13 protein-coding genes and 2 pseudogenes are annotated in these 20571 nt (G+C 41.7%); 5 read left to right on the plus strand and 10 right to left on the minus strand.

Annotated elements, in window-relative coordinates:
- Positions 1-130: 130 nt before the first annotated feature.
- A pseudogene (locus BN3769_RS14395) lies at positions 131-693 on the minus strand (IS1 family transposase); the annotation flags it as partial.
- 207 nt (positions 694-900) lie between these two features.
- Between BN3769_RS14395 and BN3769_RS05395 the strand changes: the two are divergent.
- Positions 901-2988, plus strand: a complete 2088-nt coding sequence (locus tag BN3769_RS05395; RefSeq protein ID WP_068468380.1) for a M91 family zinc metallopeptidase — start codon at positions 901-903, stop codon at positions 2986-2988.
- Between the two features lie 106 nt (positions 2989-3094).
- Here BN3769_RS05395 and BN3769_RS15225 read toward each other — a convergent pair whose 3' ends face one another.
- From BN3769_RS15225 to BN3769_RS05410, 5 genes and pseudogenes are all read right to left on the minus strand, one after another.
- Complete coding sequence (locus BN3769_RS15225; RefSeq protein ID WP_079989418.1) at positions 3095-3379, minus strand: transposase; 285 nt, start codon at positions 3377-3379, stop codon at positions 3095-3097.
- Positions 3327-3479, minus strand: coding sequence for a hypothetical protein (locus BN3769_RS15230; protein WP_154017829.1), 153 nt, complete (start codon positions 3477-3479; stop codon positions 3327-3329). The genes BN3769_RS15225 and BN3769_RS15230 overlap by 53 nt, the downstream gene beginning before the upstream one ends.
- Positions 3458-3883 carry an IS5 family transposase gene (locus BN3769_RS05400; RefSeq protein WP_068468382.1) on the minus strand — a complete coding sequence of 142 codons (426 nt, stop codon included), beginning with the start codon at positions 3881-3883 and terminating at the stop codon, positions 3458-3460. Before BN3769_RS05400 ends, BN3769_RS15230 begins: the two co-directional genes overlap by 22 nt.
- A 55-nt stretch (positions 3884-3938) precedes the next feature.
- Positions 3939-4312, minus strand: a pseudogene (locus BN3769_RS14405) (IS1 family transposase); the annotation flags it as partial.
- A 94-nt stretch (positions 4313-4406) separates the two neighbouring features.
- Positions 4407-5375, minus strand: a complete 969-nt coding sequence (locus BN3769_RS05410) for a hypothetical protein (RefSeq protein ID WP_068468386.1) — start codon at positions 5373-5375, stop codon at positions 4407-4409.
- Between the two features lie 102 nt (positions 5376-5477).
- On the opposite strand from BN3769_RS05410, the gene BN3769_RS05415 reads away from it, so the two are divergent.
- The 3 genes from BN3769_RS05415 to BN3769_RS05425 are packed head-to-tail and all read left to right on the plus strand — an operon-like array spanning position 5478 to position 8059.
- Positions 5478-5774 (plus strand): hypothetical protein, encoded by a 297-nt coding sequence (locus BN3769_RS05415; RefSeq protein WP_068468387.1) that lies wholly within the window; start codon positions 5478-5480, stop codon positions 5772-5774.
- A gap of 8 nt (positions 5775-5782) precedes the next feature.
- Complete coding sequence (locus tag BN3769_RS05420) at positions 5783-6367, plus strand: Maf family protein (protein ID WP_068468389.1); 585 nt, start codon at positions 5783-5785, stop codon at positions 6365-6367.
- A gap of 9 nt (positions 6368-6376) precedes the next feature.
- Complete coding sequence (locus tag BN3769_RS05425; RefSeq protein WP_068468391.1) at positions 6377-8059, plus strand: HEAT repeat domain-containing protein; 1683 nt, start codon at positions 6377-6379, stop codon at positions 8057-8059.
- Positions 8060-8254: 195 nt separating this feature from the next.
- Here the strand turns inward: BN3769_RS05425 and BN3769_RS05430 are convergent, their stop codons facing one another.
- The 3 genes from BN3769_RS05430 to BN3769_RS05440 all read right to left on the minus strand — a co-directional run bounded on the left by BN3769_RS05430 (position 8255) and on the right by BN3769_RS05440 (position 17029).
- Positions 8255-9625: a PKD-like domain-containing protein gene (locus BN3769_RS05430; protein ID WP_068468393.1), complete on the minus strand. Its 1371-nt coding sequence runs from the start codon at positions 9623-9625 to the stop codon at positions 8255-8257.
- Positions 9626-9954: 329 nt separating this feature from the next.
- Positions 9955-13194: an RCC1 domain-containing protein gene (locus BN3769_RS05435; RefSeq protein ID WP_154017830.1), complete on the minus strand. Its 3240-nt coding sequence runs from the start codon at positions 13192-13194 to the stop codon at positions 9955-9957.
- A gap of 592 nt (positions 13195-13786) precedes the next feature.
- Positions 13787-17029 (minus strand): RCC1 domain-containing protein, encoded by a 3243-nt coding sequence (locus BN3769_RS05440; RefSeq protein WP_068468395.1) that lies wholly within the window; start codon positions 17027-17029, stop codon positions 13787-13789.
- Between the two features lie 525 nt (positions 17030-17554).
- Here BN3769_RS05440 and BN3769_RS05445 point away from each other — a divergent pair.
- A complete protein-coding gene (locus tag BN3769_RS05445) occupies positions 17555-19741 on the plus strand; it encodes an LPS-assembly protein LptD (RefSeq protein ID WP_068468397.1) in 2187 nt (728 codons plus the stop codon).
- Positions 19742-19806: 65 nt separating this feature from the next.
- Here the strand turns inward: BN3769_RS05445 and BN3769_RS15185 are convergent, their stop codons facing one another.
- A complete protein-coding gene (locus tag BN3769_RS15185; protein ID WP_068468398.1) occupies positions 19807-20550 on the minus strand; it encodes a hypothetical protein in 744 nt (247 codons plus the stop codon).
- Between the last annotated feature and the right edge of the window lie 21 nt (positions 20551-20571).

Genomic DNA, 20571 nt, shown 5'->3' on the forward strand with positions numbered 1-20571 from the left:
TTGGAAGGTATCGAAGATTGAGTAAAGACTATGAATATTATCCCTCAACTTCTGAAGCTTTTATCTATTTGGCAATGTCTAAATTAATGCTAAAACGTTTGACAAACCAAGTTTTTTAACAGGCTCTTAGAAAAGAGAGAGTCTTTCTTACAAGCCGTGAACATCTCTGTCTGAGTGTACAATTAAATCTTTCAATGTCGCTCGTCTGACCAGATTGTTTGCTAACTGGATGGTGTTGACTCCAAAGAATGGTCTCATAGTAGACATTAAACTTATCTGTGAAATATGGCTTTTTTAATGATTCGGGCAATTTTGCAAAAAGAAGTTCGGTTGTCTTTTTATCACGAGGCCCGACTTGCCTTGTAAGAACTTGCCGACTCTTTTTATGTAGAACAAGCCATAACCATTGATCATTTTTTACCTCCATAACTCCAAAGCTCATTCTCCTCATTTACAATTACTTTATGTTTAAATCTTCTGGTAAATTCCCTATTATGAAGTCAATAAAATCCAATCGCATACTATCATCAAAAATTCGACAAATAAGAGAAACTCTTTCTAAAAGTGCTTTTCTTACAAACTTTCTTATTTGTTCATTAATGATTTTATCTTCTCTGTTTTTGCTAAATTGCTTGCCGCATTCCCGACAGCGAAAATTTTGCTTTTTATATCTTAACTATTCTTTTTTACCAAATCTGATCTACAGTATTAGCATTTCATTACTCTTTTTCATTAAATTATAACAACAAACTTATTTAACTATCATTTTATTGAATAATTTCACCTATTTAACATCCTCAAAATCGATTAAATAAAATAATTTAATTTATTTTTATAATAAATTAACATTTTAGCATTAAAATAAATTTAATAAAAGAATCAATAAACAATGATAAAAACATGAATCCTTTATCTAATAATACTGATTTAAAGCATCATTTTTATGGATTAGAACCTCTTAATAAAGAGGACAACTTTTCTGAAAAGATAAAAGCAGAAAACTTAGGTAGTCAGCTTTTTTCCTCTTTTGATCGCACTTCTAATTCTTTGAAAAAAGATAGGATTCAAAAGTTAGGAGCAACTGAACAACCGGTTTCTAATACTGACAACAACGATCAAATGAAAGCTGGTAAAAATCAATTGCAAGAGATCGTTTTTAAATCCATCCAAGACCCTTCCCATCTTTTTTTTGGTACTGATTTAATTGTTTTTAAAAATGAATATAAAGGACTCATGCCGTTAAACGGAATTAAAGAAAACGAATTACACCGAATCGTTTTGCTTCACCAACAGATTATTCAACAGCAAACGCCCTGCCTCATAGAGACTTCAAATAAGAAAGAAATAGGGGAAATGTTAAAATTATTAATGACAAGAAAACTCGGTCGGGCATTAATCGACCAAATTATTCCAAGCTATAAAAATGAAAACAAAAATCTAGTAATAAAATTGACATCGGATTCTGGATCGCGATTTTTATATCGAGATACAACACCCACCATAGAAATAAATGAAAACGATCCCCATTCCATTATGCGTTCTCCCACGACTGGAGAGCTTCAACCTCTTGTTAGCACCAGCTTTATTACTTTAGGACATGAACTCATTCATGCGCTTCATTACATACAAAATCCTCTCCTTTTTTCCGCTTATGTGAACGCAGAACCTCTCCAAAACTCACGTTTTCATAATTTGGAAGAAGAAGAGACAATTACAACGCATTTGATCTCTCCTTTCAACTCGAATTTTGAAGAAATAAATTTTGAAGAAATAACTAGACTGGAAGAAAATGGTACTTTACAAGAACATATTTTTTTTACGGAAAATTCTTTACGGTCGGTTTTTGGTTTTCCTCTTCGTTTTGATCACCATATTTTACCTTCGCTAGAACTTATAAATAATCAATATCCAAGGTCAGAGGCCCGAAAGTTATATTTTGATTTTCTTATTCAAGCAGGAGTATTGGAACAAGTAAAGAAATGGGTCGATTGTACTCATGAAAATTTAAATTTGAAAATTATCGATAGGTATCCGATCGATATTGCGATTCAAGCCAGATCTTTAGAAGTTATCGATTACTTGCTAGGAAAAATAGAAACCCAAGGAGTTTTAAATTCATTTATTAAAAGCCAAGATATTCCTTTTATCAGTTTCATAATTGCAAAATATAAATTTAATGTAAATGAAGTCGATAAAAGCGGCTTGACCCCTCTTCAAACAGCCTTCTGTTGTTCAAAAAAAAATATACTTCCCATGGTTAAATTTCTTATTAGCCAAGGAGCAAATGATTTATCGCGAATCGACCAAGCGTTGAATATTTTAAATCTTGTTTTTACAAAAGATGATCGAGAGCTCATTTTGTATGTTTGGAATCAGACCTATATAAATTGGTCCGAACAAATAGATGGACTAAAATCTGATTTTTTGTTTAAAGCTGTTTCTGAAAGCTCTTTTTCAGGAGTGGAATTTTTAATGGATCAATATCCAGAGCTTTGTCTTTATTCAACAATCAATCAAAAACAAGAATTGCCGATTCAATCAATTCTTTCAGAAAAAAGACCATATTATGATTTCTTACCGATTTTTAAATTTCTTTATGAAAAAATGAATCAAGATCCACGCTTTGACTCTATTAAACAAACTCTTTTATTTTCCTCAATTGTCTATAAGAAATCAGCGATCGTTGAGTTTTTATTTGATCAAAATATTTTTTCAACCCTAGATATTCAAGCAATCCAGTATCAATTTAAAAGTGGAAAAAGACCTAGCGAGATGCCCGCTTATCGGGTCTCACAAGTACTGCTTTTACTTTCCGACTATGAACAAAAAATACAAAAAATCGCAGATACTCTTTCTATCACTTCCGACCAAATCAAAGAAAAACCAGAAAAAACTTTTAATCAAAATCAAGAGCTTATCACCTCTTTTCATTCTCATCAAAAAGTTGCTCAATACGCTCTCAATTTTTTTAATTTCAAGCAAATATGACATTATTTTAATAAACCAAACCGAGAACCTTAATAACTACTAATGCAAAGAAAAAAATAATGTAAGTTTATCAAATCTTAGGTAATGCTAAGAGACTGTCGTCGAATTAAATTAATTTACTTATTTGTTTAAGCATAAGTCTGGTCATAGCAAGATAAATCATATTTTCGATAGTTGTGGCGTATTGCTCAAAATCCTGGCTTAAACGTCTAAATTTACCCAGCCATGCAAAAGTTCTCTCAATTATCCATCTCTTTGGCAAGGCTTTAAAACTTTTATCATTTCGCTTAACAATCTCAATTCGACAGCCAAATTCTTTTATCTCTTCTTCTAGATTCTCACTTATATAGCCTGCATCCAGGTAAATAAGAGAGGGGGGGCTGCCTATTATTTAATTTTATTTTAGACATCTTGACTCTCAAGCCATCTCTATCATTGCAATTAGCAGCCGATATAGCAACTTCTATGACTAATCCAAAGTGATCAACCAATAGATGTCTTTTCCGACCCTTAACCTTCTTGCCCCCGTCAAATCCGCATAGCCCTTTTTTTCTGTTGTTTTAACGCTTTGACTATCAGCAATTGCTACACTAGCTTCCCTATTTTTCCCTAGCAGTTGTCTAAGACTTCTCCTTAAATGATGATGGATGCTTTCAAAAACGTTTTTTTCTTTCCATCTCCTGTATTGCGAGTCGACCGCTTTCCAAGGAGGAAAATCATGAGGTAAATCCCTCCATGTACACCCTGTTTTTAGTACATAAAATATTGCATCGAACATTCGCCTTCTTGAGTATTTGGGCTTTTTACCCGCCCCTCTTCTTGCTTGTGGTAATAAGGATTCGATGACTTCCCATTCTTTATCTGTCAGATCTGTTGGATAAGGTTTATATGTCATTTTTAGACCCTTTTAGGTCTATAATATAGCTAAAAGTTTAATTCGACGACAGTCTCTAAACAGGTAAGGCTCTTAATTGCCTATTATAGTCACAAATAAAATACTTTATTAATCCAATATGATTGGCTAACTTCTTAGAAAAAAGAGAGAATTTTTCTTACAAGCCGTGAACATCTCTGTCTGAGTGTACAATTAAATCTTTCAATGTCGCTCGTCTGACCAGATTATTTGCTAACTGGATGGTGTTGACTCCAAAGAATGGTCTCATAGTAGACATTAAACTTATCTGTGAAATATGGCTTTTTTAATGATTCGGGCAATTTTGCAAAAAGAAGTTCGGTTGTCTTTTTATCACGAGGCCCGACTTGCCTTGTAAGAACTTGCCGACTTTTCTTATAAGATAAGCCATAACCATTGATCATTTTTTCTTATTGCTGCATTCTAAGCAGCGAAAATTTTGCTTTTCATATCTTGTATAGCCATTCTCTTTCTTACCAGTTTAGCACTACCAAATTTCAGGTCATTAAATCAATGCCCGCTTAATTTGTTCGATTTCTTCTAGCAAACATTGAATAGGGGAAGGCAACTTTTTCTCTTTTATTTCCTTTTCTTCGTCTAAGTGAATTCCGATGGAAACTAGAAACTCTGCTATTTGTTCTTTCAATGGGTTAATATGGTGATTAATCTTCAAGTTCTCAATTAAAACATCTATTTCCACTTTGATTTTTTCAATTTCCAAACGCAATTGAGAGCGAATTTGTTCTAAATACGCATCCACGCCGGAAATGGTAAATTTGCCTTGGTGGTCTTTTTTCATAATAACAATTTGATCATTCAATTGCTGAATAAGGAAAAGACGAGAGCGAATATTCTCGATCCTGTCTTGAAAAAGAATTGTCAATTGAGGCGGAAAGGAAACGACGAGAAAGCGCAATTGTTTCAAGCTTATTAAATATTCCTTATTTAAGCGCGCCAAGGCGATTTGCATGGCTTGTGTAAAAATCACAAATTGCTTCCTACGGACATCCTCTTGCTCTTTAGCCATTTGTTGGATGCTTTTCTCAAAAATAGAATAAGCCTGATCTTCAATGGCTTTTAATCGCAAATCAATACTTAACGGATCCCCTAAATGTAAATGGGTAAAGCAATAATCATTCTTTAGGGATTTCAAGCTCTCCATTTTAGCTTTGATTGCTTTCAATTCCTCTGCGGCTAAAATAGGCTGTTGTAAAACTCTTTCCTGAAAAGATAAAATAATGTTATCAATTGCATCCAAATGGCCCTTTTGATTAAGGTGTGTCTGAATCCAAAAAATCAATTTATCCCAAAAAGAGGCTTGGCTGGCAGGAGCAGTGATACGATGAAAACGACCGCGGCTGTCTTGCATGAGCGTTTCATTATGTTGAAGTGGATGGCGTATGATATCCTCTATCTCAATCTCTGACCCAAAGACATTAAAGGGATTCCAGCGAGAGAGGGCTTCATTAAACATAATTATCCACCCTAGTTGGATCATCTAGCTAATTCTAATTTAAAGTATTTACCTAATTAAATAATAAATTTTTTGTTAAATTTTTATAAAGAAAACGTCTTTATGACAAATAAAATCGAGACCCGCATTTTCCTTGGTTATCTGCTTAATGGCGAAATAAAAATGCATCTTAATCAAAGTTCTCGATGGAAAGAAGGCAAATGGCAGAAAGAAAATGATTTGGTTGAAGCTTATTGCCAAGAAAAGCCTTATATAGGCTTTTTTATTGAAGAGGGGTTGACTTACAATCAATTAAGAAAAAAAGAGCAGGAGCTCAAAACACAGTTGCAACTTTATTGTCCTAAACTTAACTTAGATAGCCATACTCCCTATCTTTTTCCTCAAACGTTCATATCCTAAGAGACAATATGCACTTTATTCTAGGTTCTCAATCTCCCAGGCGACGAGAAATATTGAGTTATTTTAACTTGCCTTTTACCCAAGTTGCTTCTTCCTTTGACGAAGACGCCATTCCTTTTAAGAATAATCCTATGGAATATGTTCTTATTCTCTCGAGGGGAAAAGCCGAGCTTCTTCGCAAGCAATATCCCGATGCCCTTATTCTGACAGCCGATACCATTGTCTATAAAGATGAAAGAATTTTTGGGAAACCACGTGATGAGCAAGAGGCTTTTGAATATTTGAAAACGCTAGCGGGTCATTGGCATAGTGTTTTTACTGGCCTATCTTTATCTTATAAAGATCAGCTCTTTGAGCAAATTGAAGAAACAAAAGTTTTGTTTAATGAAATAACGGATCAACAAATCCGGCTTTATCAACAAACTTTGCATTGTGCGGATAAAGCGGGGGGCTATATGATTCAAGGGCCAGGCGGCTTGATTGCCAAGCGCATTGAGGGGTGTTATTACAATGTAATGGGACTTCCTCTAAATGCGTTGGAAAATCTTTTAAAAAAAGTCGGCATTGATCTTTGGAAACATTTAAAAGGCTGATCGCTAGTCATGCATATGAAGGGCTGTATTGAATTTATTTGCTCTCTTTTCCTCTTTATTTCTCCTATCTGGGCTCACGCTTCTTTTTCACCGGAAGAGGGACGCATTTTATTTCTTATTCAGCAAGGAGAGCATCAGCAAGCTTTAAATTTATATCAAGCTGCCGCTAAGCAAACGGGCAGGCACGATTTTGAGCTTCTGCATAAAATAGGCTTGGCTCTTTTAGATTATGGCGCTCGCCAGTCTGATCCAGAAATTCAATTGCTCGCTCTTTTTGGAGCAAGCGTCTCCGTTCATGAGGATGCCTATTACATTCTGGAAGAAGGCCTAAAGAGCCGTTACCCTCAAATTCAGGTTGTTGCCCTCAAAGCTTTGGCTCAACTCCAGCATGATCAAGCCGATCAGGCTCTTTTACGAGCGATGGGGTCTGATCAATTGCTTGTACGCTTTGAAGCTGCCCATCAACTGTGCTTAAAGAAGCATCCTCAAGCGGTCAATCAAACTGAATCGCTTATGTATAAGACCCCTAAAGCTGTGCTGCCTCTCTATCCCCCTTTATTAGCTGCAGCAGGCACTCCCCAAGCCATGCGCATCTTGCGTAAATTTCTTCTTCATTCTTCGGAAGATGTCCGCCTCGCCACGATTTTAAGTTTGGCCAAATATCAAAGGGATGATCTGCTGCCCCAAATTAGGCAGTTAGCGCTTCATTCTCATTTTAGCCAGCAAGAAGCTTGCGCCTATGCGCTTGGACTATTTAAGGATGAACAATCGCTTACCAAATTAAACAAGCTCGCTTCTTCGCAATATCCGACAGTCGCCTTAGCTGCCCGGCAAGCGCTTTATCGATTAGGGCAAGAAGAGGCATTGCAAGCCATTGAATCAGCGGCTCAAAAAGGAGACATTTTTGCCATTGCAGCCTTAGGGGAGATGCTTGATCATGCAAAAGCCTTGCTTCCTCTTCTGCAACACCCGGATATGCAGATTCGTTTCAATGCCATTATTGCCTTGCTTCATCAACGGCATCCTCAAGCTTTTGAGCATATAAAAGAAATCTTGATCCGCGATAAACGCGATCTAGCCTTCAGTCCTACCCATTCTCCTGGAAAAGTTTTTAAAGCCTGGAAAATCATTCCTTCCGCTAATCAAATCTTGCAAGACGATATAAGCGCTTACGAAGATCATCTGGAATTGAAAGAATCTATCCTGGAAATGATTAGAGAACAATCAGAAGCGGATTTCATTCGCATTGCCCATCAAATTTTTGCAGCCCAGCAAAATGATCTCGTCCCCTTAACTGCAGAGCTTTTAGAAGATATTGGCTCCTTAGAAGCAATTAATTGCTTAAAGACCTACCAGCAAAAGCTAGGCGCTCCTCTTGTCCGCCATTATTGCAATTTAACACTATACCGCCTGCAAGAGCCTGGCCCATATGATGACCAGTTGCGTCAGTGGGTCAAAAATCAAAGTCAAACGGAATTTATTCGGTTTCAGCCTTTTATCCCATGGAAATGGAATAGCCAAGGATATGTTTTAACTCCTGAAGAAACCTCTCAGCTTCTCATCAAGGCCTATGAGTCCTTAGCTACCAATCAAGATATCCCGGGAATTGAAGCCTTAATAGAAGCTATCGCTTCCGGGCATTCCAAAAACAAATATGCTTTGGCAGGACTTTTATTGCGCGCGACGCAATAAGAATAAGCGCTGGCTTAAATTTAGTAAGGGCAATCTAAAGGCTTTCATTTCTATTTTATTGAAAAACCGCCACCCTTTTTCATGCAATGGCTTGGCTAGTTTTCAATAAATCGAGCAAGCAAATACCTTTAAAACTTAATCCGGTTTATTCCATACCCAAAAGTAGAGAGGCATTAAAGTGTGTCCAACATGTCGTTATTCTCCTAGGGGACGGACAACTAGCCTAATCGGCTCAGATATATTGCCACCCCCATCGGCAGCGACAATAAAATACGTATATGTTCTTCCAGGCTTGCGATGGGGGTCTTCAAATTGCAGAGGCTCTCCGCTTGGCACTATCTTAACTAAGTGATTAAGGCTATTGCGATAGATGTAATAAGCGGCAGCACCGCTCCCTGCAGAGGCCTTCCATGTCAAGATATTGACAAAATCCGCGTGCTTTTTACATAGGCTAATCTCTTGAAAGCCCTTGACATGCCTAGGCGGTTTTACGCCTCCGCCCGATAATATTATAAGGGTGAAATTTTGCATGGCATTAGGAGCAATGCCGTTACTAGCTATAATAGTTAAAGAATAAATTCCTTGTGTTCCATTTACCGGAGTCCCAAAAAGCGTCGCTGTTCCATTCCCATTATCCACAAAGATCAGGCCTGCAGGCAACTTTCCTATGGCAACAATGGAGGGAGTCGGCGATCCGATCGCTGTCACGATAAAACTGGAAGGCTGCCCTACTGCAAAGTTAGCTGTATGGAGCGATGTGATAACCAGAGAGGGTGGTAAAGGCTCGACCGTCACAACGACTTGAATAGGAGTGCCTATGCATCCTTGTGAGGTAATAGGAGTGACCGTATAAGTGGCTGTTCCAGGCGTATTTCCTGTGGTAACTAATGTTTGATTGATCGTTGTTCCTATTCCATTAGCCGTTCCGAGCGTACCGATTTGATTCACTTCCCAGCTAAAAATTGTTCCAGGTAGATTCGTGCTAAGCGCGATGGATGTCGTTCCTCCGCTAACAATCGTTTGATTTGCCGGTGTGGCTATCGCAACGGGGGTAAAGATTGTTTCTACCGGAATAGAAGAATCAATAAATGTTCCATTGCCTAGCGCGCCGCCACCATTATCTCCCCATGCCCATACACTGCCGTCACTTCTTAAAGCCAGTGAATGGAAATTTCCGGCCGCTATGTCAATCGCATTTGTAAATGGCCCCCCACCACCCACTTGCACGGGAATAGGAGAATCAATAGACGTTCCATCGCCAAGTTCGCCATTGCCATTATTTCCCCACGCCCATACCGTGCCGTCATTTTTCAAGGCAAGAGAATGGCTTCCTCCGCCAGCTATGGCAATGACGCCTGTCAGCGGGGTTCCTCCCCCAACTTGCACCGGAAGGCTAGAATCTAGAGTCGTTCCATCTCCTAACTGGCCATTAAAATTCCTTCCCCAAGCCCACACTGTCCCATCATTTCTCAAAGCAAGAGAATGACTTCCTCCAGCCGCTGTAGCGATGAAAGTTAAATCACAAGCAGCTTGTAAACAATTCCAGCAAAGAAAAAATAAGATCAAAAATAAATGGCTAAAATCTTAAACGATTTCATTTCCCTAATTCCATTTAAAACTTCAAAAATCCGTGAAAATAAAAAAATCATTTAATTAAAGACTGTTAGAGGCGTATTAAAATCGTTAAGATTGCTTCCTGGATTTAATATCTTCTACAACTGCTTTAGAGTTTTTTTTAAATGTACTGCTAGCCGATAAATGAGCAAAAATTCCCATCCATTTTAATTAAAAAACCAGCTAAGCCTTTACATGGAAGGCTTAGCCAGCTTTTCTAAAGATCTTGTCAATAAAATTCCGACAGTTAAATTAATTCGGAATTTATTAAATCATTCAATTTATTCTGTAGCCCCTGGAAATAGCAGGGGATTAAATTTTAATCGACAAAAGGTTATTTTTTTAGGACGCGGACGGACGACTAGGTTAATCGGCTCAGACACATTGCCAGAGGCGTCAACTGCAACGATAAAATACGTATACACCCTTCCAATTTGGCGGTGGCGGTCTTTAAATTGCAGGGGCTGCCCGGCTGGCACGACTTTAACCAAATGATTAAGGCTATTGCGATAGATGTAATAAGCAACAACCGGATTTCCTCCAGAAGGGGCGTTCCATGTCAAGGTATTGACAAAGTCTGCTTGCCCATTACACAAGTTAATCCCTTGCGAGCCTCTCACATGCCTAGGCGGATTTACGCTTCCCCCTCCTCCTCCATTATCGGATATAATAAGGGTAAAGTTTTGCACGGCATTAGGGGCAACGCCATTACTGGCAACAATAGTTAAGGAATAAACCCCTTGGGTCCCATTTACCGGAGTCCCAAAAAGCGTCGCCGTTCCATTCCCGTTATCTATAAAGGCCAGGCCTATAGGTAACTGTCCTATTACAATCAGGGAAGGAATAGGAGATCCAGCCGTTGTCACAGTAAAACTCGAAGGCTGCCCTACGACAAAATTGGCTGCATTAGAGGAGGTAATAGCCAGCAATTGAGCGACAGGCTCGACCGTCACAACGACTTGCATAGGCGTTCCGATGCATCCTTGTGGACTAATAGGAGTGATTGTATAAGTGGCCGTACCGGGTGCATTAGCTGTTGTGATTAATGTTTGGCTGATAGTTGTCCCTGCACCATTCGCAGCTCCAGAGACGTTATTTTGACTCACCGTCCAGCTAAATGTTGTTCCACTTATATTTGAACCAAGAAGGATGGATGTCGTTTCTCCGCTAGCAATCGTTTGGTTTGCCGGCGTGGCTATCACAATAGGCGTGAATATTGTTTCCACAGGAATAGAAGAATTAGTATTTGTTCCATTTCCTAACTGGCCATAGAAGTTATTTCCCCAGGCCCACACACTGCCATCGCTTTTTAAAGCCATCGCATAACTCTCTCCACCTGCAATATTTTTTATAGTTGTAAATGGCGTTCCTCCTCCTACTACCACAGGGAGTTCAGAACTAGTTGTTGTTCCATTACCTAATTGACCAAAGCTATTAAACCCCCAAGCCTGCATCGTGCCATCATCGATTAAAGCCAAAGAGTAATACCCGCCCGCTGATATAGCAATCGCATTTGTAAGCGGTATTCCTCCCCCGACCTGTACCGGAGTATAAGAAATAGCAGTCGTTCCATTGCCTAGCTGGCCATCGAGGTTATTTCCCCAGGCCCATACCGTCCCATCACTTCTCAATGCAAGAGAATGATAAGATCCGCCTGATAAGGCAACGACAGCTGTCAATGGTACTCCTCCTCCAACCTGCACGGGAATATTAGAAGGACTATTCGTTCCATTGCCTAATTGACCGAATGTGTTATCTCCCCACGCCCATGCCGTCCCATCCGCTTTCAAAGCAAGAGAGAAATATCCCCCTGCTCCAATGGCGCTCACATTTGTAAGCGGTGTGCCTCCCCCGACCTGCACCGGAATATTGGAATCCGTATTCGTTCCATCGCCTAGCTGACCATTAACATTAGATCCCCAGGCCCATACTGTCCCATCACTTCTCAATGCAAGAGAATGCGAATATCCAGCTGCTATGGCAATGATATCTGTCAGCGGTGTCCCTCCTCCTACCTGCACGGGAATATTGGAATCCGTATTCGTTCCATCGCCTAGCTGGCCATCAGCATTGGATCCCCAGGCCCATACCGTCCCATCACTTCTCAATGCAAGAGAATGGTCTCTTCTTGCTACTATAGCAATGATATCCGTCAGCGGTGTCCCTCCTCCTACCTGTACAGGAACGGAAGAGTCAGTATTTGTTCCATTTCCCAGTTCACCAAAGGCATTTAATCCCCAGGCCCATACCGTCCCATCGCTTTTCAATGCAAGAGAATGAGAAGATCCACTGGCTATTGCTTTTATCTCCTCACTTCCTAACAAATTAACTGTTTGCACGGGAAGGTTAGAACTGGTAGTCGTTCCATTGCCTAAAGCGCCTAGCGAATTATCCCCCCATGCCCATACGATCCCATCGCCCCTCAAAGCTAGAGAATGATTTGTTCCGGCTGCTATGGCAATGGCATTTATAAAAGGAGTTCCTCCCCCTACTAACACCGGAACATCAGATTCCGCATTCGTTCCATCACCTAGCTGACCACTAGCATTGCCTCCCCACGCCCATACCATTCCATCAGTTCTCAAAGCAAGAGAATGAATATCTCCACCTGCTATGGCTATTACATCCGTCAGTGGTGTTCCTCCTCCGACCTGTAAAGGAAGGGTTGAGTTCGTATTCGTCCCATTGCCTAGCTGACCACTGTTGTTGGCTCCCCAGGACCATACCGTTCCATCACTTCGCAAAGCAAGAGAATGATTGCTGCCGCATGCTATGGCAATGGCATTTAAAAACGGCGTCCCTCCTCCAACCTGCACGGGAACATTAGAAGGGCTATTCGTTCCATTGCCTAGCTGACCACTGCTATTGGCTCCCCACGCCCATATCGTCCCATCGCTTTTCAATGCAAGAGAATGTCCATTCCCTCCTGCTATGGCAATCACATCCGTCAGCGGCGTTCCTCCTCCGACCTGCACCGGAAGATTAGAATCTACATTCGTCCCATTGCCTAACTGGCCGCTGCTATTGGCTCCCCAAGCCCATACCGTTCCATCGCTTCTCAAAGCGAGGGAATGCGCATTTCCTGCCGCTATGGCGGCAATATTCGTCAGCGGCGTTCCACCTCCGACCTGTACCGGAAGATTAGAATCTGCATTCGTCCCATTGCCTAGCTCACCTAACCCGTTATATCCCCACGCCCATACCGTCCCATCGCTTTTCAAAGCAAGAGAATGAAACCCTCCTCCCGCTATACCAACAGCATCTGTAAATGGAGTTCCTCCTCCCACCGGAATAGGGATGTCTGAATTGGTAAATGTTCCATCTCCTACTTGCCCAAAAATATTATCTCCCCACGCCCACACGGTCCCGTCACCTCTCAAAGCAAGAGAATGGAAAGCCCCACTTGATATAGCGACGACAGCAGGATCGCAAACAGCGGGCAAATAACTATAACAAAGAAAAAACAGGCTCAAAAATAAGTGGCTAAAGATTTTAAATAATTTAAGTCGCGCTAATTCCATTTGAACTCCCAAAATATTTGAAATAAAAGAACCTACTCCCCACCGAAGAATTCTCTTCCGTGCCTGTTAGTTCCGTTTGGTTTGCAATGACTGAATGACAGTTTGATTAAAATATTTTTTATATTTAGGGGCAACCAATTTAATTTTTATCAGATCTTCATTGATACCCGGCAATCCGAATCCATTACCGAGAGACAGAAAGCCTCTTAGACGATCTCTTAAAACTCAAATGCGAATGGCATAGATAAGAAAAAAGCCTGCTTGGCTAAACAGGCCACGCGACTTGTGCAGTTGAAGAGCGACTGCAGATCTTAAATTCCTTCTTTTTCTTAGTTATCATGTGAAGTTATTCTTTAAATTATTCCAGGCCGCTAAACAATCTACTTACAAGTCAGATGAAAAGTGATGATAAACTGAGATAAAGCTGCAGGGATCACATACATTTTTTTAAAATTAGTAAGGGCAATAGGGAAGCTTCCCTGTCTATTTTATTGAAAAACTGCCCGCCCTTTTTTTCATGCAGTGGCTTGACTAGTTTTTCAATAAAATCGGGTAAACAAACGGCCTTAAAACTTATTAAGTCCCCTCTTGCTTATTCAGTAAACTCTGGAAACAGCAGGGGATTAAATTTTAATCGACAAAAGGTTATCTTTTTAGGACGTGGACGGACGACTAGGTTAATCGGCTCAGACACATTGCCAGAGGCATCAACTGCAACGATAAAATACGTATACACCCTTCCAATTTGGCGGTGGCGGTCTTTAAATTGCAGGGGCTGCCCGGCTGGCACGACTTTAACCAAATGATTAAGGCTATTGCGATAGATGTAATAAGCGACAACCGGATTTCCTCCAGAAGGGGCGTTCCATGTCAAGGTATTGACAAAGTCTGCTTGCCCATTACACAAGTTAATCCCTTGCGAGCCTCTCACATGCCTAGGCGGATTTACGCTTCCCCCTCCTCCTCCATTATCGGATATAATAAGGGTAAAGTTTTGCACGGCATTAGGGGCAACGCCATTACTGGCAACAATAGTTAAGGAATAAACCCCTTGGGTCCCATTTACCGGAGTCCCAAAAAGCGTCGCCGTTCCATTCCCGTTATCTATAAAGGCCAGGCCTATAGGTAACTGTCCTATTACAATCAGGGAAGGAATAGGAGATCCAGCCGTTGTCACAGTAAAACTCGAAGGCTGCCCTACGACAAAATTGGCTGCATTAGAGGAGGTAATAGCCAGCAATTGAGCGACAGGCTCGACCGTCACAACGACTTGCATAGGCGTTCCGATGCATCCTTGTGGACTAATAGGAGTGATTGTATAAGTGGCCGTACCGGGTGCATTAGCTGTTGTGATTAATGTTTGGCTGATAGTTGTCCCTGCACCATTCGCAGCTCCAGAGACGTTATTTTGACTCACCGTCCAGCTAAATGTTGTTCCACTTATATTTGAACCAAGAAGGATGGATGTCGTCTCTCCGCTAACAATCGTTTGGTTTGCCGGCGTAGCTATCACAACAGGCGTGAATATTGTTTCCACAGGAATAGAAGAGCTAAAAGTAGTTGTTCCATTCCCTAACTGGCCGTAGTTGTTATCTCCCCACGCCCACACACTGCCATCGCTTTTTAAAGCCAACACATGGCTCTCTCTAGCTGCAATATTTTTTATAGTTGTAAATGGCGTTCCTCCTCCTACCTGTACCGGAAGGTTAGCACTTATATTCGTCCCATTACCTAATTGACCAAAGCTATTATACCCCCAAGCCTGCACCGTGCCATCATCGATTAAAGCCAAAGAGTAATATCCGCCCGCTGATATAGCAATCGCATTTGTAAGCGGCGTTATCCCACCAACCTGCACGGGAATATAAGAAATAGCATTCGTTCCATTACCTAGCTGGCCATCGGCATTATCTCCCCATGCCCATACCGTCCCATCTTCCCTTAAAGCAAGAGAATGATAAGATCCGCCTGATAAGGCAATGATATTTGTCAAAGGACCTACTCCGCCAACCTGCACGGGAATATTAGAAGGATTATTTGTTCCATTGCCTAATTGACCGAATGTGTTATCTCCCCACGCCCATGCCGTTCCATCCGCTTTCAAAGCAAGAGAGAAATTTCCTCCTGCTTCAATGGCGCTCACATTTGTAAGCGGGGTTCCTCCTCCTACCTGTATGGGAATGGAAGAATTAATATTTGTTCCATTGCCTAATTGACCGAATGTGTTATCTCCCCACGCCCATGCCGTTCCATCCGCTTTCAAAGCAAGAGAGAAATTTCCTCCTGCTTCAATGGCGCTCACATTTGTAAGCGGCGTCCCCCCTCCTACCTGCACAGGAACGGAAGAATCAGTAGTTGTTCCATTGCCTAGCTGACCATTAGCATTGCCTCCCCACGCCCATACTGTCCCATCACTTTTCAAAGCTAAAGATTGTTCCCTTCCCGCTGCTATGGCAACCACATTTGTAAGCGGCACCCCTCCTCCCACCTGTACAGGAAGAGAGGAATCAGTATTTGTTCCATTTCCCAGTTCACCATAGCCATTAAATCCCCACGCCCATACCGTTCCATCACTTCTCAAGGCAAGGGAATGATAAGATCCACTGGCTATTGCTTTTAATCCCTCAATCCCTACCAAATCAACTGTTTGCACAGGAAGGTTAGAATTGGTAATCGTCCCATTGCCTAGCTGACCATTGGTATTCTCTCCCCACGCCCATACTGTTTCATCGCTTTGCAGGGCTAGAGAATAATTTATTCCGGCTGCTATGGCAATCACATTCGTCAGCGGGGTTCCCCCTCCAACCTCCAAGGGAAGATTAGAATTCGCATTCGTTCCATTCCCTAGCTGCCCCAAGTTATTGCCTCCCCACGCCCATACCGTTCCATCACTCCTCAAAGCAAGAGAATGTTCATTCCCTCCTGCTATGGCAATCACATCCGTCAGCGGTGTTCCCCCTCCTACTTGCACGGGAAGATTAGAATCCGTATTCGTCCCATTGCCTAGCTGGCCATTGCTATTGCCTCCCCACGCCCATACCGTCCCATCGCTTCTCACAGCAAGAGACTGAGTATATCCGCCGGCTATAGCAATCACATCCGTCAGCGGTGTTCCCCCTCCTACCTGCACCGGAAGGTTAGAACTCGTATTCGTTCCATTGCCTAGCTGACCCAAGGTATTGGCTCCCCACATCCATACCGTTCCATCGCTTCTCACAGCAAGAGAATAAGATCCTCCACCAGCTATGGCAATAATATCTGTTAACGGTGTTCCTCCTCCGACCTGCACCGGAAGATTAGAACTCGTATTCGTTCCATTGCCTAGCTGACCAAAGTTATTGATTCCCCACGCCCATACCGTCCCATCGCTTTTCAAAGCAAGAGAATGAGCCCCTCCTCCCGCTATACTAACTACATCTGTAAATGGCGTTCCTCCTCCTACTTGCAATGGAAGATTAGAATTCGCATTCGTCCCATTGCCTAGCTGACCCCCGTTATTAAGTCCCCACGCCCATACCGTTCCATCGCTTTTCAGGGCAAGAGAATGAAAACCACCTCCCGCTATGCTAACTACATCTGTAAATGGTGTTCCCCCTCCTACTTGCAACGGAAGGGTTGAATCCGTATTCGTTCCATTGCCTAACTGACCATAGCCATTGAGTCCACATGCCCATACGGTCCCATCACTCTTCAAAGTAAGAGAATGATCCCCTCCACCTGCTATAGCAATGACAGCAGGATCGCAAACAGCGGGCAAATAACTATAACAAAGAAAAAACAGGCTCAAAAATAAGTGGCTAAAGATTTTAAATAATTTAAGACGCGCTAATTCCATTTGAACTCCCAGCATATTTCAAATACAAGAACTGGCTTCACAGAAAAGATTCTCCTCCGTGCCTGTTAGTTCTGTTTGGTTTGCAATGACTGAAGGACAGTTTGATTAAAAAATATTTTTTATATTTTTAAATATTTAGAGGCAACCAATTTAATTTTTATCAGATTACTTAAATTTATTCCGGACCGTTAAGCAATCCACTTCAAAGTTGGATGAAAAAGTGATGGTAAACTGATATAAAACTACAGGAGAGATCAAATACGCGCTTTTTCTACAAGCTTTCTACTCCCATTGTTTTTGGATCTGATCTACAAATTTTTGAGAGGTTGTTACAAACGATAAAGTCCATAAGCGCATCCTATTCCTATGACCAAATAGATATTCAAACTAAATAACTTATAGATTATTTTAATAAATCCAATCCAAGTCGGAGGCTATTTTAATTAAAAGTTTTTCTCATCTTTAGAGATAAATGCTTGTGCATTATAATCCCCGCATTGATTCAATGCAGACCAAGACTGATACATGACAAAAAAACATTTCCTTCCTTCCTTTTATTCTCTTCTGATTAGTTTAGGAATTATTCTATTTACCTTATTTCATGCTCTTTGCTCCGCTCAAGAAATTGCCAAATTAATGGAAGAGGGCTTTGCAGAAGGTATTACTGTTGATTTAAGAGAGCCGCTTTATTCCGATGGAGTATTGACAACCGAGAAGGGAGGCGTCATTACGGCCCCACATTTGCGCATTCAAGCTTTAAATCTCCGTTATACCCGTAAAGTGGTCGACAATCAGCCTGTTTTAACAATTGAAGCTGAAGATCAGCTGATTTTGGAATTCGGAGACTATGTTTTTGTAGGTAAGAAGCTCTTTTACGACTTTCAAAAGAAAGAAGGAGTGATCTTTGAGGGACGAACAGCAGCCGAGCCTTGGTTTTTTGGAGGAGAGAAAATAGAATTGCATCCGGATGGCAGCTATCTCATCTATGAAGGCTATGTAACGACTTCCGAAAAAGATATTCCCGAATGGGGCATTTACTCTCACCGCGTGTTGGTGGAAAAAGAAAAATATTTAAAAGCCAATCAAGTGCAAATACGCCTTCATCGGTATCCCATTTTATGGATTCCCTCTCTGACAGCCAATCTCGACTCCATTTTTGATTCGCCAATCAAGTACCGCTTCAGATGGGGAGGAAGACAAGGGCCGCGCTTTGGATTGACTTACGAAATTTTTTCATGGGAGCGCTGGAAAACATTTGTGCGTTTTGATTATCGCCTAACAAGAGGGCCGGGAGGAGGAATTGAAACCCGCTACCGTTCTTTAGACCATAAAACCGAATTTCAAAGCATTAACTACCTGGCCAAAGATTCTTCTCTTTTAGACACTCATGAAAAATGTCGTTTTCGCTTCGAAGGAATGTTCAAGACCCGTTTTGACAATGATAAAACGAATGTCCTTTTGACTTACGACAAGATTAGCGACCGCGATATGCCAAGCAGCTATTACGACCGGGATTTTGATTTTGACACTTCGGAGCGCACTCAGCTTTTAATCCGGCATCAAGAAGAGCATTGGATAGGCAGCTTTTATTCACGCGTCCGCGTGAATGGTTTCCAAACAGTCAAACAAGAGCTGCCAACCTTAAATTTAAGCTTAAAACCCTTAGACATTCCGCAGACGGGAATTATTTTTGAGAATTGGGCAAATGTCTCGTATTTGAATTTTAAATATTCAAAGCATTTAATCGATGTGCATGATTATGATTCTACGCGAATTGAATACCAACCCACCTTGTACCGCCCCTTTCCAATTGGTCCTATGACGTTTACTCCAGAGGTCGGAGCCGTCAGTATTTTCTACGGCAATAGTCCCTGCCATCAGTCACAATGGCTTGCTCTTGGAATGATTGGCTGCAATGCCCGAACCCAGCTTTATCGCTACTATAAAAACATTAAGCACGTCATTGAACCGTATAGTTCCTATCGCTATTACTCTTCTCCCACCTCCTCTCCTAAGGAGCATTATATTTTTGATATCAGCGATGGCTGGACGCGTCTAAATATGTTAACTTTTGGAGTGAAAAATTCTCTATATGCAAAGAAAGCGGATTCCTGTGCATCCCGGGTATTTTTCTCCAATATTTATGCCCATGCCTTTTTTGATGAAAAGACTTTCCGCCAAAGCATTCCGCGCGTCTATAGCCAATTCATCTTTTCTTCGCTTCCGACAGTGAAGCACACGCTCAATATGGCATGGAATATTGAACATCATCAGCTAGATTATTTTAATTTCCGCTCGGAGTGGACTTTAAGCGCAGACTTTGCCTTGGCTGCAGAGTATCGGCACCGCAGCGCTTATAGCTGGCGCAAGGTCGATCCTGAAAACTTTTTCCTGGATGTCTATCGCAAAGAAGGCGTACTGCGCCATTCTCCCCTATCCGATCGGCGGGACACTCTTTTAGTCCATTTTTTCTATCGTTTTCATCCAAATTGGGCCTGCGAATTCTCCTCACGCCAAGGTTGGAACCGCTGGAGAGAGCCCAGCTATTTAGAGTATGAAATTGATTTGCTTACCACTCTCCAAACAGCCTGGCATCTTAAGCTGTCCTTTCAGCACCAAGAAAACGATAATCGCTTAGTCATGTACGTGAATGTTGGACTAAAGCGTCCAGATGAGAATTACAGCGAGCGGAAATCATTTTGCTATGATTAGGTCGATCTCTAAATGGAAAGGGAAGCCCTTACTTTCTGGCAAACCAGAAATAAGGGCTCATGCCTTTAGGGGATGATGCTTGGAGAATAGGTAAAATCAAAAGTAAATTCGGTGCCAACAGCCGTAAAGGTATTCATTACTACTGTGAAGGCAGTCGATTCCGAAGGATTTAAGCTATTAGTTACAACGACAGTGCCGTTTGAAAAAGAAACAGTACCCGTATTAGCTTCCACATACATAACAATGCGGTAAGTGCCTATTTCGGCAGGAGAGGGAATGATAATGGTTTGAGCTGGCCCTCCAACAGGCAAAAGGGTACCGGACAAGACGGTCTGGCTAGGTGTCACCACCAAAGGAATATAGCTAGCGCCCACAGGAATTGCCCCTAAAGCAGATCCTGTATTTGTAAAAGTAAAAATCAGGCTGGCAGGCCCTGTAGGAACGACGAGACCTGTGCCAGCCGCTCCGGCAGGCCCTGCAGGTCCGGTTGCCCCCGGTGCACCCGGAAGCCCCGGTGCTCCTGGTAAACCTGACGAACCGGAATGTCCGGGATCGCCTTTTCTACCTCTGCGATGATGGTTGCAAGCTGCACCGATTAAACCTCCCGCTACTGCACTAGCAGCAGCGATGCCGAATACGGCAGTCTTGCTATAGCCGCTGTCGCAGCAAGGGTCTTGCTCTTCGCAAATATTCTCATAACATTGCGCATATCCACAAGAAGGCGCCGGCATTGCTCCAATCAAAAGCAAATAGCAAGCTTGCCGGCCCAGTCGAGCAAAAAAAGACTGGTTTGATGTAATTTTTAGCATAATTTCCTCTAGACGATCTTA

Origin of the sequence: Candidatus Protochlamydia phocaeensis, from assembly GCF_001545115.1 — a bacterium.
Classification (GTDB): Bacteria; Chlamydiota; Chlamydiia; order Chlamydiales; family Parachlamydiaceae; genus Protochlamydia_A; species Protochlamydia_A phocaeensis.

Excerpts from the sequence above, each read along its gene's own strand:
- BN3769_RS05395 (WP_068468380.1), top strand. The coding sequence starts at position 901 with ATGAATCCTTTATCTAATAATACTGATTTAAAGCATCATTTTTATGGA.
- BN3769_RS05400 (WP_068468382.1), bottom strand. The coding sequence starts at position 3,883 with ATGACATATAAACCTTATCCAACAGATCTGACAGATAAAGAATGGGAA.
- BN3769_RS05410 (WP_068468386.1), bottom strand. The coding sequence starts at position 5,375 with ATGTTTAATGAAGCCCTCTCTCGCTGGAATCCCTTTAATGTCTTTGGG.
- BN3769_RS05415 (WP_068468387.1), top strand. The coding sequence starts at position 5,478 with ATGACAAATAAAATCGAGACCCGCATTTTCCTTGGTTATCTGCTTAAT.
- BN3769_RS05420 (WP_068468389.1), top strand. The coding sequence starts at position 5,783 with ATGCACTTTATTCTAGGTTCTCAATCTCCCAGGCGACGAGAAATATTG.
- BN3769_RS05425 (WP_068468391.1), top strand. The coding sequence starts at position 6,377 with ATGCATATGAAGGGCTGTATTGAATTTATTTGCTCTCTTTTCCTCTTT.
- BN3769_RS05435 (WP_154017830.1), bottom strand. The coding sequence starts at position 13,194 with ATGGAATTAGCGCGACTTAAATTATTTAAAATCTTTAGCCACTTATTT.
- BN3769_RS05440 (WP_068468395.1), bottom strand. The coding sequence starts at position 17,029 with ATGGAATTAGCGCGTCTTAAATTATTTAAAATCTTTAGCCACTTATTT.
- BN3769_RS05445 (WP_068468397.1), top strand. The coding sequence starts at position 17,555 with ATGACAAAAAAACATTTCCTTCCTTCCTTTTATTCTCTTCTGATTAGT.
- BN3769_RS15185 (WP_068468398.1), bottom strand. The coding sequence starts at position 20,550 with ATGCTAAAAATTACATCAAACCAGTCTTTTTTTGCTCGACTGGGCCGG.